16 protein-coding genes, 4 pseudogenes and 1 riboswitch are annotated in these 16,313 nt (G+C 54.5%); of the genes and pseudogenes, 15 read left to right on the top strand and 5 right to left on the bottom strand.

The window, feature by feature from the left end:
* The coding region (locus tag A3OI_RS0114595) for an IS5 family transposase (RefSeq protein ID WP_018404996.1) at positions 1-301 on the top strand (301 nt) is incomplete at its 5' end.
* A gap of 187 nt (positions 302-488) precedes the next feature.
* Here the strand turns inward: A3OI_RS0114595 and A3OI_RS24010 are convergent.
* Both A3OI_RS24010 and A3OI_RS0114605 read right to left on the bottom strand, forming a co-directional pair.
* Entirely contained in the window at positions 489-1,433 is a 945-nt protein-coding gene (locus tag A3OI_RS24010; RefSeq protein WP_018404997.1) for a DUF1826 domain-containing protein, read from the bottom strand.
* A 247-nt stretch (positions 1,434-1,680) separates the two neighbouring features.
* Positions 1,681-2,913: a D-amino acid dehydrogenase gene (locus A3OI_RS0114605; protein WP_018404998.1), complete on the bottom strand. Its 1,233-nt coding sequence runs from the start codon at positions 2,911-2,913 to the stop codon at positions 1,681-1,683.
* A gap of 163 nt (positions 2,914-3,076) precedes the next feature.
* A riboswitch (glycine riboswitch) is annotated at positions 3,077-3,176 on the bottom strand.
* Between the two features lie 264 nt (positions 3,177-3,440).
* Between A3OI_RS0114605 and A3OI_RS24015 the strand changes: the two are divergent.
* Both A3OI_RS24015 and A3OI_RS0114610 read left to right on the top strand, forming a co-directional pair.
* Positions 3,441-3,590: pseudogene (locus tag A3OI_RS24015) on the top strand (protein adenylyltransferase SelO family protein); the annotation flags it as partial.
* Positions 3,591-3,641: 51 nt separating this feature from the next.
* Positions 3,642-3,779: pseudogene (locus A3OI_RS0114610) on the top strand (tetratricopeptide repeat protein); the annotation flags it as partial.
* Between the two features lie 182 nt (positions 3,780-3,961).
* On the opposite strand, the gene A3OI_RS0114615 reads toward A3OI_RS0114610, so the two are convergent.
* Positions 3,962-4,867, bottom strand: coding sequence for a LysR family transcriptional regulator (locus tag A3OI_RS0114615; protein WP_018405000.1), 906 nt, complete (start codon positions 4,865-4,867; stop codon positions 3,962-3,964).
* Positions 4,868-4,982: 115 nt separating this feature from the next.
* Here A3OI_RS0114615 and A3OI_RS0114620 point away from each other — a divergent pair, with 115 nt between their 5' ends.
* From A3OI_RS0114620 to istB, 12 genes and pseudogenes are all read left to right on the top strand, one after another.
* On the top strand, positions 4,983-5,870 hold the full coding sequence (locus tag A3OI_RS0114620) for a HalD/BesD family halogenase (protein WP_018405001.1): 888 nt from the start codon (positions 4,983-4,985) through the stop codon (positions 5,868-5,870).
* A gap of 33 nt (positions 5,871-5,903) precedes the next feature.
* Entirely contained in the window at positions 5,904-7,187 is a 1,284-nt protein-coding gene (locus tag A3OI_RS0114625; RefSeq protein WP_018405002.1) for a M24 family metallopeptidase, read from the top strand.
* Positions 7,188-7,473: 286 nt separating this feature from the next.
* Positions 7,474-7,711 (top strand): annotated as a pseudogene (locus A3OI_RS24725) (aldehyde dehydrogenase family protein); the annotation flags it as partial.
* 93 nt (positions 7,712-7,804) lie between these two features.
* Complete coding sequence (locus tag A3OI_RS0114635) at positions 7,805-8,428, top strand: ABC transporter permease (RefSeq protein ID WP_155903157.1); 624 nt, start codon at positions 7,805-7,807, stop codon at positions 8,426-8,428.
* A 36-nt stretch (positions 8,429-8,464) separates the two neighbouring features.
* The gene (locus tag A3OI_RS0114640) at positions 8,465-9,613 is read left to right on the top strand and encodes an ABC transporter ATP-binding protein (protein WP_018405005.1); all 1,149 of its coding nucleotides are present in this window, start codon (positions 8,465-8,467) and stop codon (positions 9,611-9,613) included.
* A gap of 1 nt (position 9,614) precedes the next feature.
* On the top strand, positions 9,615-9,872 hold the full coding sequence (locus A3OI_RS23435) for a hypothetical protein (protein ID WP_218185836.1): 258 nt from the start codon (positions 9,615-9,617) through the stop codon (positions 9,870-9,872).
* Positions 9,860-10,345, top strand: coding sequence for an ABC transporter permease (locus tag A3OI_RS20370; RefSeq protein ID WP_218185837.1), 486 nt, complete (start codon positions 9,860-9,862; stop codon positions 10,343-10,345). Before A3OI_RS23435 ends, A3OI_RS20370 begins: the two co-directional genes overlap by 13 nt.
* Positions 10,346-10,428: 83 nt before the next feature.
* Positions 10,429-11,319, top strand: coding sequence for a glycine betaine ABC transporter substrate-binding protein (locus A3OI_RS0114650; protein WP_018405006.1), 891 nt, complete (start codon positions 10,429-10,431; stop codon positions 11,317-11,319).
* Positions 11,320-11,389: 70 nt separating this feature from the next.
* A complete protein-coding gene (locus A3OI_RS0114655; protein WP_018405007.1) occupies positions 11,390-12,223 on the top strand; it encodes a nitrilase-related carbon-nitrogen hydrolase in 834 nt (277 codons plus the stop codon).
* A 102-nt stretch (positions 12,224-12,325) separates the two neighbouring features.
* Positions 12,326-13,657 (top strand): MmgE/PrpD family protein, encoded by a 1,332-nt coding sequence (locus A3OI_RS20375; protein WP_018405008.1) that lies wholly within the window; start codon positions 12,326-12,328, stop codon positions 13,655-13,657.
* A 368-nt stretch (positions 13,658-14,025) separates the two neighbouring features.
* Positions 14,026-14,106 (top strand): annotated as a pseudogene (locus A3OI_RS24330) (hypothetical protein); the annotation flags it as partial.
* A gap of 414 nt (positions 14,107-14,520) precedes the next feature.
* Positions 14,521-15,390, top strand: a complete 870-nt coding sequence (gene istB / locus A3OI_RS23220) for an IS21-like element helper ATPase IstB (protein ID WP_407635530.1) — start codon at positions 14,521-14,523, stop codon at positions 15,388-15,390.
* 97 nt (positions 15,391-15,487) lie between these two features.
* Here the strand turns inward: istB and tnpB are convergent, their stop codons facing one another.
* Together tnpB and tnpA are read right to left on the bottom strand one after the other, a co-directional pair.
* A complete protein-coding gene (gene tnpB, locus A3OI_RS20390) occupies positions 15,488-15,751 on the bottom strand; it encodes an IS66 family insertion sequence element accessory protein TnpB (protein ID WP_081622946.1) in 264 nt (87 codons plus the stop codon).
* Positions 15,751-16,071, bottom strand: coding sequence for an IS66 family insertion sequence element accessory protein TnpA (gene tnpA, locus A3OI_RS0114680; protein WP_018405011.1), 321 nt, complete (start codon positions 16,069-16,071; stop codon positions 15,751-15,753). Before tnpA ends, tnpB begins: the two co-directional genes overlap by 1 nt.
* Between the last annotated feature and the right edge of the window lie 242 nt (positions 16,072-16,313).

Below are 16,313 nucleotides of genomic sequence, written 5' to 3' on the forward strand. Positions count from 1 at the left end.
CGAATTAATGGAACCATTGCCGCCGGCTAAAGCCGTGGTAGCGGACAAAGGATATGACAGTGAAAAGATTCGCGAACAGATTAAAAACAAAGGTGCCAACGCCGTGATTCCAAGAAGGTCAAATTCGGTCATAGGTAATGCGGATATGGATTGGTCGTTATATCGCCACCGTCATTTGGTGGAAAATGCGTTTGCACGCTTGACACATTTTCGTGGGCTGGCGACGCGCTATGACAAATTGAAACGCAACTATCAGAGCGGCGTCGCCATGGCTTGTGGTTTTTTATGGTTGCCGATGTAATGAAACGTCAACAGCCCCTAGTGACGACCAACGAGGATGGAATCATGTTGAAAAAAAGCGCGTTACCTATTCTGTTAGCGGCCGGATTCAGTTTCATGTCGCTGAATGTGGCAGCCGACTGGACTCTCGACCCGGATCGGTCTTCACTGCATTTCGTGTCGATTAAAAACGGGACCACAGCGGAAACTCATCGCTTTGCAAAGCTGGATGGTAAAGTAGCTGACAGCGGCAAGGTGACTGGATTAGCTGGCGAAAGAAAATCAAAGGAGAGCAGCAACCGACGCTCGTCGGGATTCATAGAAGGCGAACGATGGACCATACCCGAGCCCTCGTTACCTTCCCACAGTTCGCCTTTTAATAAAGCTACATCTCCGGGTAACAGCGTTTCGATATGATTTTCCGAGGGGTACAGGCCGCTTTCTTCATCGCTCAGCCCGCCGTTACCGGCGCCAAGCTTGCTGCGATTGACGCTTTGATGGGGAAACCAGTCGGTGCCTGTGCCCAGATAGGTGGTAATCAGGCGACAAGGTATTCGATCAACATGGAACCTCGGGCCCATGGCATGGGTAAGCGTCGCAATGCGAAGGCCTATCATGTTGAGTTCAAACAGGCAGCCAAACATATCAACCAAAAATCCGATATCTTTGTGCAGGTGAGGACAGGTCGCCAGATGGGGCAGGGCTTCGTCATAATCCGCCAGGAAATTAAGGGCATCCACGACCGTCACCATAGTGTCCAGCCGGGCGATATCAGACAGACTATTGCCGTCTTCATCTGCAAAGGTGAAGGTTTCCGCCACAGGCAAAGGTTCGGAGATGCCGGTAGATTCAATCAATAAATAATCAAATCGGCCTTCATCAGCTAGCTTGCGTACCTCCAGCAACAAGTCTTCACGCAAGGTGCAACAGATGCAGCCGTTGCTCATTTCAACGAGCTTCTCCTCGCTATGATTTAATTGCACCTCGTTTTTCACGGCACTGGCGTCAATGTTGATTTCGCTCATGTCGTTGACAATCACTGCCACCCGACGGCCCTCCCGATTATTCAGCAGGTGGCTCAAAACCGTGGTTTTGCCAGCACCAAGAAAGCCCGATAGAACGGTGACGGGTAGTTTTTTGCCAGTATTTTTCATAAATTTCCGCTGCTTCTGATAAGAATTAACAATGTTATAACATGTCATCAGTCAGAGGCGAGGACAACTCTTGTATTGACAATACTTTTGATGGGGCATGAGGCTTCGCCTACCGAGTCGGTAGGCGAATTCGCACGTCTACGTTCATTTATAAAAGTGCGTTATGTCGGCGTGACTTGGGTGAGGTGATTGTCCTGTACATCGCTTCATAGCAAGACTGAAAAACCGCCCGGGATCGAATGCTGTTTCAGCGTTTCTGGTAAGCAGGCGCCGTTTCAACGGCTTCGGCCAGCATCTCGGCGGTAATGGGTGACAGCGTCCAACCCAAGTGGCCATGGCCAGTATTGTAGAACACCGTTGGCAGGCGACCCGGGCCGACTCGCGGCATCATGGTGGGAAGCATGGGGCGCAGCCCCGCCCAGGGCACAACGCGCCGGGTACAGACCCCCGGGAAGCATTGCTCAACCCAACGGGTGAGTGGGCGAATGCGGTCATCCCGAATGTTGCGATTGTAGCCGTTGAATTCCGCTGTGCCCGCAATGCGGAAACGATCATCGCCCAACCGGCTGGTGACCAGCTTGGTGGCATCGTCCAGCAGGCTGACGGTCGGCGCCGCTTGCCGGGAAGCTTCGTCGTCCAGCTCAACCGTGATGGAATAGCCTTTCACCGGATAAATGTTAACGCGGTCGCCCAGTTTCGCAGCCAGCTCCCTGCTACCAACGCCTGCACAAACCACGACACCATCGAAGGTGTTACGAATCTGTTGCTCGCCATCAAAAGACGTTACCCAGGCATGGGATTGATCCGCACTCAGTTCGGTAACCGTGTGGCTGTAACACGTTTTGACGCCGCGGCGCCGGATCGCATCTGCCAGGCCGCTGGTAAACTTGTGAATATCACCCGTGGAATCGCTTTCGGTAAAAAAGCCACCGTAGTAGGTGCCAGCCAGCGTGGGTTCGATGGCCTTCATTTCATCGGGCGTGACTGCCCGGCGCTCCAGACCTCCTGCTGCCAGCAATTTCGAGACGTTTGCGGCGTGGTCGAAACCGGCCTTGTCGCGATAGATATGCAGAATGCCCTGTTCCTTCAGGTCGAAATCGATACCTTCTTCTTTCGCCCATGAAAACAGATGTTCACGGGCAGCGATCGCCAGGCGGGCGGTTTCGGTGGTGTTTTTCTCGTACTGGGGAATGGCCGCCATGAACTCGGCAAACCAGCTCATTTTGTGCCAGGAGGGCTTGGGATTAACCAGCAGCGGGGCATCGCTGTGGAACATCCATTTCATGCCTTTGATCACGGTCTGCCAGTTGTTCCAGACTTCGGCATTGGACGCCGACAATTGACCGCCATTCGCGAAAGACGTTTCCATAGCCGCATAACGATGCTTTTCGTAAACGGTGACGTCGAAGCCGCGCTTGGCCAGAGAGTAAGCGGTGGTGATACCGGTGATGCCACCACCAATAACTGCAATATGCTTCATAACAATCTCCAGAGAGCGCCCAGGGCTGGCTGTCTACCCAAAATGGTAGAAGCACCCCTTCCGTCTCTGGACCTGAGAGATTCACGAGCCGTTTCAGTGAAACCGGCCGCTTGCTCCTTCGGTGTGCCGAGTGACGCAGTCATCGGCAGCTCTTCGGAAAGTTATCGTGTTAGCGGTCCCTTTTGCCTGAGAGTTTCCGGGGCAGTTGCTCCTTCGGCGCCGGCCACACAGCTGTGTGGCTCAGTCTCTCCCGCTAACACCTATAGTCTGCAGTTTACGTCAGTTTGATGCGCAATAAAAAAGAAAAGGCTCGTTTTGCACATTGGTTGAAGCGAAAGAGGATGTTGCTTCAGGAATTCATCCATTACAAGCCCGATTACGTCTGACAGTCGACAAAAAACTGTACCCACGCATCCTCCGACCACGCGCACAAGGTTATACCCCCGTGCATTCGCTGGCTGACATTGGCCGACCTCCTTATTTCATAACGCTTGCAGCATGCGCGCAGTTCGAACAACTCCATCAACGGTCGGCGCTGGGAAATGCAGCTAAAAGGTGGCGGCCGGACGCCATACTGCCGCGGTGCGGACGGTCGGGCCGTCCTGCGATCGAGTGTCCGGGAATTTCTGGCGCAAGAGCACATGCACGCGCTTGGCGTGCCTAAAGATGAGGCCATTGCCTTTTATTGGATGCAGCTCGCCGCACAACAAAATTTTGCCAAGGCCCAGCGCAGTCTGGGCGAGCTTTACGAGAATGGCTCGGGTATTGCGCTGGACATTACCATAGCGTCGCGTTGGTATCGTCTCGCAGCACAGCAAGGCGATCCCATCGCTAAAAAACATTTGGAACGATTAGCACATCCATAGCGACCCACAATGGACCGGCACACATGACCTAAATCCTATGCAGTTAGTGATGGCACTATTATCGCTGATTTTGGAGAGTTATTCAGAGGTTCCTTAGAGCATCCCTAACACAGTACTGGATTTTAAAGCCTGAACTCGATAACTTGTCGGTATCCTTCTAGTATATCCTACACGCCAATAAACTATGGCGCAGATACCTTCGAGCGTGAACTTCCAGACACCACATTCATCGGTTTTACCACCTCATGTGAGGTGACTATTTTTTCCAGCGTATCGAATAAATCAATCGCCGCGTCGTGATTGTGACCAGGCGCTCGATGCATCTCCACCTCAACAGAGCCCAGCGGCGGAAGCCCTTCATCTTCGCCTACGATGCGACAACCTTCCGGCACACTGCGCGGCGTCTTGACCGTTAGAGCGAGCCCTGCCTGCACCGGTAGGTTGTTGCCTATGGGTGACAGGCTCGAATACCGAACCTCCCACCGGCGGCGTTGCCGACCCAAGGCAGCAATTGCATGAGCGCGAAAAATGCACCCCTCTGGATTAAGCGCCAGCGGTATAATGTGCCACCATTCTGGCGATAAATGGTCGGCAATGACCCAGACTAGGGGTTCACTCCCCATCAGCACGCCCGACTGAGTGGGCTTGTGCCGAATCACCAGCACCGCGTCCAATAAACCGTTTTGGAAATCCCGCACCAGATCACTGCTGATGCCACAGGCCACTTCGAGACGGACTTTTGGGAACCGACGGGAAAAATCCGGCAACAACAAGGGTAAATAGATGCTGGCTTGTTCTTCTGAGGTGCCAAAGCGAATTAAATTTCCCCCTGGGTCATCCCCCATCATCAATCGGGCCTCGTCTTCGAGCTTCAGTATATTGCGCGCGTAGGGCATCAAGCGCTCCCCCGACGAGGTCAAGGTAACACTGCGACTAGTGCGTTGAAACAATGAGGTACTTAATTGATCTTCGAGCCGTTTAATCTGCAAACTAACCGCAGACTGGGTTCGATTAAGGGTCTTGCTGGCAGTGCTGAAGCCTTCACACGCCGCCACAGTGACAAACGCACGCAACAGTTCGGTGTCCATGAGCAGCTCCATCTATGATTAATTGAAATCAATACCACATTAACTATTCATTTTTATCATTGAAATAATCTGTGTACTGTCTTTAAAAATCGCACAAAGAAACGGGAGTCACATCATGCGCTTGCAAAAGGATCTTCACCAACCCCATTCCGCCGGTATCGATGGGCTAGTCAATTTGTCCGAGTACCCTGTGCACGATTTGGGTGGAGTACGCGGACAGGCGCTGATCCAGGCCTGCCGTGAACAGCTAGAAGAAAACGGCTGCGTCGTCCTCAAGCGCTTTGTACTTGAAGATGCACTGGACCGCCTGGAACGGGAAACTGAGCGCCTGTCTCCGGAAGCCCATTATAATCAGACTGAAACCAATCCCTACAACAGCGACGCTGACCCATCGTTGCCCGCCAATCATCCCAAAAACCGTTTTGACGATAGGACCAACGGTTTTGTCGCCGGTGATCGCATCGGCGCTGGGACCATTATTCGGCAGGTCTACGAAGATCCTTCATTTCAGCGCTTTGTGGCAGCAGTAGTAGGCATCGATGACATCTTTGAATACGCAGACCCGTTGGCCGGACTGGTAGTGAACGTCTTACGGGAGGGCTGCCAACATCCATGGCACTACGACACCAACGAATTTATCGTCACCATGATGACCCGGCAGTCAGACCAGAGTGGCGAGTTTCAATACGCGCCGGGCATCCGTAGCCCCAACGGAGAAAACTTCGATGCCGTTGAAAACGTGCTGGACGGTGACCTAAGCCAAGTCAAATCACTAGCTCTGGAACCCGGCGACTTGCAAGTCTTTTTCGGCCGTTACTCTCTGCATCGCGTTACCCCGGTGGCGGGCAACCGAGAGCGCCATACGGTGATTTTCGCCTACGCAAAAGAACCAGGATTCATTGGGCGTCCAGAGCGAGCCCTGCGCATTTTTGGCCGCATGGCTCCTATTCATGAACAACTGCTCAAGCAAGACATGAAGCGGACCGATAATTTGGCCGATTGATTTTCATACTGTATACCACACAAGCGAACCAATATGAGCATTGTAGAATTTAAAACCTTGTCCAATCAGGAGCCCGACGCCGTTCGTGTTGTGCCATCCGCCCCCATGGCCAACGGCGACAGCATTCCTACGGCATTTGATCCGATACAGTTGCGAGGTGGCCGCATGTCGCGCCTCAAAAACATGATGAAAGAAAAAGGCTACGGCGCCCTGGTCTTGTTCGACCCCAACAATCAACGCTACGCCACCGGATCACGCAACATGTTCGGGTATTTTCTACGCAATTCCTCGCGCTATATTTTTGTGCCAGAAAAAGGCCCTGTTATTCTGTTTGAATACCCGGGCAGCGCCCATCTGTCCACATGGCTGGAAACCATCGACGAGGCCCGAACATCAAAAGTAGTATGGTCTGCAGTCAATCAGCGTGACAATTTATCCAGCGATCCTTTTGGCATCGAAATCGCCGAGCTGATGCGCACCTACTGCAGCGGCAATAAGCGAATCGGGCTGGACCGCTGTGCGCTGAATCTGGCGCGTTCACTGGAAGCCCAGGGGCTGGAAGTGATGGACTGCATGCAAGATACCTTGCATTGCCGCCGTATCAAAACCCCCGAAGAAATAGCCTGCCTAGCGCAATCCATGGCCGGATGCGAAGCGGCCGTAGCCGAGGTAGAAGCCGCCATCAAACCAGGCATGCGCGAAACTGACCTGTTCGCGATATTGTATGGTGAAGTGATCCGCCAGGGTGGCGAGTTCATCGAAACCCGGTTGTTGAGTTCGGGTCCACGCACCAACCCATGGTTCAACGAGGCCAGCGACCGCGTTATTCGCCCGGGCGAACTGGTGGCACTGGACACTGATACCATCGGTTGTCACGGTTACTATTCTGACTTCTCACGCACCTTTCACGTCGGTTCCGGGCGGCCCACGGGCTATCAGCAGAGCTTGTATCAGATGGCATACGACCAGGTACACCACAACATGGACATTCTCAAACCGGGCATGAGCTACCTGGAAATTGCCGAGCAGGCCTGGAAAATTCCCGAGCGTTTTCTGGACCGCCGTTACCCGTCCATCATCCACGGTGTGGGCATGCACGGCGAAACGCCACTGGTGGCTCATCACATGGATTTTGAGAAGTTCTCAAAGAACGGCATACTGGAGCCCGGCATGGTGGTTTCAGTAGAGAGCTACATCGGAGAAGTGGGCGCAGCAGACGGCGTCAAACTTGAAGAAGAGGTGCTTATTACTGAAACGGGCATTGAGAAAATGTCGCGCTACCCGTTCGATGAGAAACTACTTGGCACAGCCAGATAAGTTAAGCAGGCTATGGATGCCGCCCACGCGGCGGCACCCGCTTGGAGCAACACACCACCGATCAAGCGGACCCAAGTCATGTTTTCGCTTCAAGTATTTGCTGGAACAGCATGCAGATGAGCTCTGCCAGCTGATCAGCGAGGATCATGGCAAAGTTCTGTAAGACGCCATGGGTGAGCTGAAGCGTGGGATCGAAAACGTCGACTACGCCTGTGGGGTACCGGAACTATTGAAGGGTGTATACTCTCACAACGCCGGACCCAACATCGACACGTGATCCAACCACATTTTTACCCGCGACGGAGAAGGCCCGCCAGTTCGCCGACCGCATACAGGTGGGCATGGTGGGTATCACTGTGCCGGTTGCCTTTCACAGCTTTGGTGGCTGGAATGATTCGTTGTTCGGAGACGTACATGCATACGGGCCCGATTCGGTAAGGTTTTACACCAAACGCAAGTCCATCTCGCAGCGCTGGCCCACCAGAGGGGTTGAGCGGGCAGAACTGAATTGTCCGTCGCACTGATATAAACAGACTAATAATAGTCGCTAACCCCTACTTGGAGTGGAGGTCGCCATCGAATTGATTCAGTTCACCCTAGCCAATTTCGACACATTAATGAGTCGCACCGTTGAGCATATCGCTCTTGTTAGCTTAGCGGTGGGCATCGCCACCCTTACGGGTGTTCCTATTGGCATCGCCATCACAAAAAGTAAGCGGGCAGCACAAATTGTGCTCTACGTGGCGGCCATCATCGTGACCATTCCCTCCATCGCACTTTTCGGGATCATGATGCCAATTCTATCGATCTTCGGGTATGGCATCGGCTATGTGCCAGCTGTGATCGCTGTGCTGCTGTATTCCCTATTGCCAATCATTCGCAACACTTACACCGCTATCAACAATGTCGACCCGGCTTTGCGGGAAGCCGCCCGAGGTATTGGCATGAGCCCCAATGAGCGACTGCGCTTGGTGGAAATTCCATTGGCCATTCCGGTGATCATGGCTGGGGTGCGCACCGCCGTGGTGCTAAATATTGGCGTGATGGCGATTGCTGCGTACATCGGTGCGGGCGGTCTGGGCACCTTCATCAGTCGTGGTATCTCTCAGTCTGATCCTCGGCAGCTTATTGTCGGTGCCGTTGCAGTTAGTCTGCTGGCTGTAGTGGTTGACTACGCTTTGTTGGCTTTGCAGAAACAACTAACGCCGAAAGGCATGGCCAAAATCATTCAGGCTGGCTGATATTCACCGCTAGGCACCCAATATAAGGTTGGCATCATGATTCGTCTCGACAATTTAACCAAAATATATAAAACGACAGAAGGTCCTGTGACAGCGGCTGACCGGATATCTATGGAAGTACCAGCGGGTGAAATATGCATCTTGCTCGGACCTTCTGGCTGCGGCAAAACGACGACGCTCAAGATGATCAACCGCATTGTTCAGCCGACGTCAGGACGCGTCCTCATTGACGGAGAAGACACCGCGGAACTGGACACACAAACCCTGCGCCACAACATAGGTTATGTGATTCAACAAATTGGCCTGTTCCCGAACATGACTATCGAGGAAAACATATCCGTAGTGCCCCGTTTGATGGGTTGGGACAAGACAAAATATCGCAATCGCACTCGCGATTTGATGGACATGATCGCCATGGATCCTGACGCCTTTTTAAATTGCTTCCCACACGAACTGTCCGGTGGCCAGCAGCAGCGCATCGGCGTAGCACGTGCTTTGGCTGCGGATCCTCCGGTCATGTTGATGGACGAGCCCTTTGGTGCTATTGATCCCATTAACCGGGCTGTGATTCAGGACGAGTTTCTGAAGATGCAGAAAGAACTGAAAAAAACCATCCTGTTTGTCAGCCACGACATCGACGAAGCCATCAAGATGGGTAATCGCATCGCCATCTTTCGCGCGGGTCAACTGGTGCAATATTCTGAACCTGACGAACTACTGGCCGCCCCTAAAAATGAGTTTGTCGAGTCCTTTCTGGGCGATGACCGAGCGCTGAAGCGGCTTAATCTGGTCAAAGTGCGCGATGTCGTCAATGACACCATCGGCACCGTGAAACCTTCAGACTCTCTGGAAACTGCGCATAAACGCATTGAAGAGTACGGCTACCAAAATGCCATTATCATGGTGAATGAGCAATACCAGCCAGTAGGCATGGTGGCCGCCAGCGTGGCAAAAAATACTAAGGGCTACTGCAGTGACCACAATTCACCGATGCCCGCGCAGGTCGGTTTGGACGACGATCTGCGCAAAGTAGTTTCACTAATGTTTGGCCACGACATCACTTGGGCACCTTGCGTGGACGAAAAAGAGCGCCTCTGTGGTCAGATTACGCAGCGCACCATAACGCACCATCTAAGCGCTCGACATGCCATGCAAACCGCAAAAAAGCCCGCTGAGGTGATCTAATATGCTTCACCCAGCCGTTCGTCGTATTGTTATAGTAATGGCGTTTATTCTGGTCTTTCTGGCCGGAGCTTGGCTGAGCGCCAGTGGATTCATCAATGAATTTCTAAGCTACCGAGAAGACATTAGCTACCTGGCTGTGCAGCACATGTACCTTACCGCCGTCTCTGGCGGGCTCGCCATCCTGTTTGCCATACCATTGGGCGTCTTGCTGTCGCGGCCCCAGATGGAAAAGCGGCGGAATCTGCCATGCAGGTGCTGAACATCGGCACCACCATACCTACACTGGCCGTGCTGGCGCTATCCATGAGCCTGCTCGGTATCGGCACTACGCCCGCTTTGTTCGCTCTATTCGTGGCCACGCTGCTGCCGATCACGCGCAATACCTATGCGGGACTTAAAGGCATCAGTCCTGCGCTGATGGAAGCCGCTGCCGGTCTCGGCATGTCGCCTACTCAACGCCTGCTGCGCATAGAACTGCCCGGCGCTATGTACGTTATTTTTGCGGGTATCCGGACCGCTTTGACAATCAATGTCGGGACGGTAACGCTGGCCTTTCTGATCGCCGCCGGGGGACTGGGTGAATTAATTTTCACCGGCATTGCGCTTTACAAACCGGTGATGATGCTCGCCGGTGCCATACCCACGGCCATTCTGGCCATTCTGGTAGACGCGTTAATTGCCATCATGGCGTTCTGGATGGTGCCGCGGGGTGTAAATCCTGCACGCCGCTGAACCCATTGCACAATCAAAAAACACAACTGGAGAGACACTATGAGAATCACACTCAAATCAAAAAACACAACTGGAGAGACACTATGAGAATCACACTCAAGCGCTGCCTTGCAGCACTGGCCATGGCCAGCCTGTTCACCACTGCCACCGCCAGCGCCACTGACCTGGCGGTCGGCGGCAAGAACTTCACCGAACAACAAATACTGACCAGCATGACCAGCCAATACCTGGAGTCACTGGGTTATGACGTTGACAAACGCGCTGGTATGGGTTCCGGCGTATTACGTAAGGCGCAGGAAAATGGCCAAGTGGACCTTTACTGGGAGTACACCGGCACCTCGTTAATCGTCTACAATAAGGTGACCGAGTCCTTGAACCCTGAAGAAACCTACCAGCGCGTCAAAGCGCTTGACGCCGCCAAAGGTTTGGTCTGGCTGAAGCCTTCTGCTGCCAATAACACCTACGCTTTGGCCATGCGTGAAGACGATGCGGCGACCCGAGACATTGCCAGCATTTCCGAACTGGCCGCTGCAGTCAACGCCAGCGGCGACCTGACCCTAGCGTCCAATGCCGAGTTTTACGCGCGAGACGACGGTCTAGGCCCGCTGGAGGAGCTCTATGGTTTTAGCTTTGGTCGCGCCAACGTCAGACGCATGGACAGTGGCCTGACCTATCCTGCCTTGCGTGACGGCGAGGTGGAAGTGTCTGTGGTGTTTGCCACCGACGGGCGTATTCCGGCGTTTAACTTGCGCGTACTGGAAGATGATCTGGCTTACTTTCCATCCTACGCCCTGGCCCCTGTGGTGCGCGAAGACACATTGGCGGCATTCCCGGAGCTCGAGACCCAGATGAACGTCTTGTCTAGTCTTTTGGACGATACCATAATGGCTGGGCTAAATGCTCAGGTGGACGTTGAACGGGTGTCCATTGAACAGGTTGCAGAAAACTTTCTCGCGATCAATGGCCTAAACTAAACGCCACACCCAGCCACCCGAGGCTGCCTTAGGGTGGCCTTTTTTATAACAGCATAGAGAGACTCAACGCATGCACTTTGACGGCACCATTCGGGTCGGCGCAGCCCAGATAAACCCTACACTGGCTGATCTGAGCGGCAATATGGCCCTGCATCTGGACGCCTTGGCGGAGGGCCGGGCGCGTGGTTTGGACCTGCTGGTGTTTCCAGAACTGTCACTCACCGGCTACAACCTCCAGCACCGGGTCATGACGGTCGCCATGACCCGCCATGACCCACGGCTGCTTGAACTCGCTGCCGCCAGCGGGCCGATGCAGAGTCTGGTGGGTTTTGTTGAAGCCGCGGGTCCCGGCGAATACTACAACGCCCTGGCCACCCTGCACGAAGGCCAAGTGGCTCATGTGCACCGAAAAATCAATTTGCCTACCTACGGCGGGTTGGAAGAAGGTAAGTGGTTTACGCCCGGAGAATCAATCAGCTTAACCCCCCTCACACCCGACTGGCTCATGAGTCAATGGCTCTGCGCCGACCTATGGAACCCTGGCTTGGTACACGCGGCTATGATGCACCGGCCTACTCTGCTATGCGCCGCCATAAACTCCGCCAGCGGCATTGTCAGTGACCGGTTTTCCAACGAGCACAACTGGCATCTCAACCTGTCCTTTTACGCAATGACCTACGGCATCCCTGTCATCATGGCCAATCGGTTCGGACCCGAAGGCAGCCAACACTTCTGGGGGGGCTCTTGCATTGTGAGTCCGACAGGCAAAATGCTGGCACAGGCCGAAGCACAGTGCACTCTGATACAGGCCGAACTGCGCTTGGAAGACATTGCCCAGGCTAGATTTGACTTACCCACTCAGCGTGATGGTAATAATCGGCTGGTGCAGAGTTTATTGCCCTGATGGCCGGTAGAGGTCGCTGGCATGTGCGCTTATATCCCTCTTGAATCGGATGATTAATGCTTCGAAATTTTATCAGAAATTCTCTACTCTAACAGTGACCATATGAATCCGATCCAGCCCTTCCTTGAAAGTCTCCACTATGACGACGTACCGCAATTAGTGCGAGAGCAAGCCGTTCGCTGCCTTTACGATCTGGTCGCCACGGCGGCGGCAGGATCCCAGACCGAGCTATCCGGGATTATCCACCGCCACGCTCAGCAGCAATTCGCAGCGCCGGCTCAAGGGCCTTGCGCCTCGCCTCTTTTAGGTGGCAACCCGGTAAGTGCCGCCGGAGCTGCCTTAGCGGGGGGCATGATGATCGATGCGATCGATTCGCACGACGGCCACCGATTGACCAAAGGACATGTGGGCTGCGCTCTACTACCTGGGTTAGTCGCGCTGCTCGAGGCGACGGGCAGACAGCTATCGGGCCCCGAATTTATCACTCTGCTGGTGGCCGGCTACGAAATAGGCACTAGAGCTGGAATCGCCCTGCACGCTACCGCGCCCGATTACCACACATCCGGGGCTTGGAACGCGGTCAACTGTGCCGCCCTCGGTGCTCACCTGATGGGCGCCAGCGAGGAGCAGTTCGAACACGCAATCGGCATCGCAGAGTACCATGGCCCCCGCAGCCAGATGATGCGCGGTGTCGATCACCCGACCATGCTCAAGGACGGTTCGGGCTGGGGCGCCATGACGGGCGTTTCTGCCGCATTCCTGGCTATGGACGGTTTCACCGGCGCACCGGCGCTCACCGTAACCGATCCGGAAATGGAAGCGATCTGGGGAGATTTGGGTGCGAATTGGCGAATTATGGAGCAGTACTTCAAGCCATACCCTTGCTGCCGCTGGGCTCATCCGGGGATCGATGCCACCCTGTCGGTAATTCAAGGGCGTAATATCGATCTGGACCAGATAAAAGAGATCAAAGTGCATACTTTCCACGAGGCAACTCGTCTTGATCAGGGCATACCAGCCAATACTGAGCAAGCCCAGTATGCCATCGCTTTCCCCATTGCAGCTGCCTTGGTGCACGGCAAAGTGGAAGTGGCACAGATCGATGGTATAGGTCTGACCGATGCCGCTACCCTAGCGCTGTGCAGTCGGGTTAGCTTTGTCGAAGACGAAGCCTACAACACCGTATTTCCCGCCGAGCGATGGGCCCATGTCAGCATTGCGCTGCAAGATGGCAAGCTGCTGACCTCCGAACCCCATACTGCTGTGGGTGATCCGGACAACCCCATTACAGAGAGTCGTCTGAAAGCGAAATACGTCGCGCTGACCTACCCCGTTTGGGGGGAGGAAAAAGCACAGCGGGTGATGGACGCAACCCGATCCCTGCTTGAAAGCGACAGCACTCTAGCTCAATACCTAGACACTCTCAGACACTGATTTCGGAGCATACCAATAAACGAACAACAGATTCCCATCTGCCAGACCCAGCCCAATCAACCCAATGGACAGGCACATATGACCCGCTCAATTCGAATCCCGAATGGTTGATCGAAAGCAGCTCGGCAAAGGGAAAGGTAAAAATGCGAGCTACTCCTGGGGTGCGTATTCCAGACCAAGGTTGCCACTGATTCCAGACGAAGCCTGCCACCCATTCCACGCGAAAGCTGCCACTGATTCCACGGCAAAGCTGCCACCCCGGCAGGTTGCCTGGTCCGCCCCATCGAAACCGCCCGACGCGGGATAACTTAACGGTACTCTGAGTCTTTTCATCCGGAGAAGATCAGATGCCAGCAAAGAGGTTATCCATGCGTAAGATCAAAGAAGTCCTTCGCCTGAAATGGGAGCGAGGGCTGAGCAACCGACAGATTGCAGCGGCCTGCGGCGTCAGCCGCCCCACGGTAAGCGAGTATCTTCGGCGTTTGGCCGAGGCCAATTTGAGCTGGCCACTGCCGGAGAATCTGGATGAAGCTCACCTGGAGCAACGGTTGTTCCCGCCCTCTCCAGACCTGCCGGCCGAGGTCCGGGGCCTACCGGACTGGCATCAGATCCACGAGGAACTGAAGGGTAAATACGTCACTCTGTTCCTGCTCTGGCAGGCGTACCGGCAGGCAAACCCAGAGGGGTATCAGTACAGCTGGTTCTGCGAACACTACCGGGCCTGGCAGGGCAAGCTGGATTTGGTGATGCGTCAGGATCATCGAGCGGGTGAGAAGCTGTTTGTGGACTACGCCGGCCAGACCGTGCCCGTCATTGACCGTACCACCGGAGAGATCCACGAGGCGCAGATCTTTGTGGCGGTTATGGGCGCTTCCAATTACACCTACGCCGAAGCCACCTGGAGCCAGAAGCTGCCAGACTGCCGGCGCGACCACTTCGAACAGCTGGACAAACCCGCCCTACAGCCCCTGCCAGCTGAGCGTTATGTCTACGCGGAATGGAAGAAGGCTCGGGTGAACATCGACTACCACGTGGCCATCGACGGGCATTATTACTCGGTACCCTACACCCTGATCAAGAAGGAGGTGGAGGTCCGAATCACCCACAACATCATCGAGTGTTTTTACCGGGACAACCGACGCCTGACCAGCCGGCTGCGCCGGGCTGGACTGCGACACACCGCCGTCCTCGAAGACCTGGATTACCGGAACTCACGGGGTCTGGATAAAGGACTGATCCAATCCCTGGCAAGCTGCCAATGGGTGAAGGAACACCTGAATGTGCTCGTCACCGGCCCCACCGGCGTTGGCAAAACCTGGCTGGCCTGTGCCCTGGCACACAAGGCCTGTCGGGAAGGCTACACCGCGCAATACGTTCGGCTGACTCGGCTGCTACGAGAACTGACGATCGCCAAAGGAGATGGTCAGTACCCCAAACTCCTGACCAACCTCGTCAAAGTCGATGTGCTGATCCTGGATGACTGGGGGCTTATGAAACTGAGCGCAGAGAACCGGAGGGACTTGCTGGAAGTGCTGGAAGACCGGTATGGCCGTCGTTCCACCATCGCCACCAGCCAACTCCCTATCGAGGAATGGCATGACGTCATCGGTGACGCCACTCTGGCGGATGCCATTCTGGATCGGCTGGTTCACAACGCCTACAAGATCAATCTCAGGGGTGAATCCATGCGAAAACGACAAGCAAAGTTGACGGGCACCACAGCTTCGGAGTAACAATGAAATCCCCGCGTCGCGTCGCTCCGATGGGTGGCAGCCTTGCGCCGGTCCGGGTGGCAGGCTTCAGGTGGAATGGGTGGCAACCTTCAGCGGTTTACGCAGCCTTCGGCCACTTGAATTTCTCCTCGGCCAAGGCCTTGTAATAGAGNACAAAACCGTTGTCTTCCCACATCAGGCACTTGATCTTGTTTCGCTGCCGGTTGGTGAAGGCGTAGAGCGCNCCGGTAAACGGATTATGGCCCAGCTCCTGTTCAACCAAGACCGCCAGGCCCTGGGCCTGCTTGCGGAAATCAACGGGGGCTCGGTACAGATAAATCTCTGGCAANGACAAGGACGGGCGCAAATATCGGTGGCGCATCACAGCTGTCTCAAAACAGCGCCGAGCAACTCGATGTTGCCGGCGTGTAAACCGGTGATCGAGACACCACCGGGCAGAGCCACGGTCAAGCCATCGGCTCCGCCGATGCCAGCACCAGGAGCAGAAACGACTCGAGTGAACCCGGTGACTGCTTGTTCTTGCTGCAGACAGTCTTCAGTCGGAGCCAGCTTCCGGCGCCAGTAAACAAATTGATGGTAAACCAGCGACTGTTGCTTGCAGTAAGCGCTGCCGGACACGCCGGAGACTTCCCAGTCAGTGATATGCTGCTGCCAGACGTGTGCTCGTTCGGTTGGGGTCATGCTGATTCCTCATGGAATGGGTGAGGAAGTCAGTGTGTGCAATCGGCGAGCCGAAATGTAGGTGCTGATTTATTGGCGCTTACGTTTTATGGGTGGTGTCGGAACCTTAATATTACGAGTTTTCCTATTTTATTTAATACCTTATGCGAAAACGTCAACAGCCCCTAGCCTTGTAACTAAATGATTCAACCTCAGTCTGAAGTTAGAAAACCATTTCGGAAGCGGAGCATTAAATATCCCTT

It is taken from the genome of Marinobacter gelidimuriae, assembly GCF_000372805.1.
GTDB classification, from domain to species: domain Bacteria; phylum Pseudomonadota; class Gammaproteobacteria; order Pseudomonadales; family Oleiphilaceae; genus Marinobacter; species Marinobacter gelidimuriae.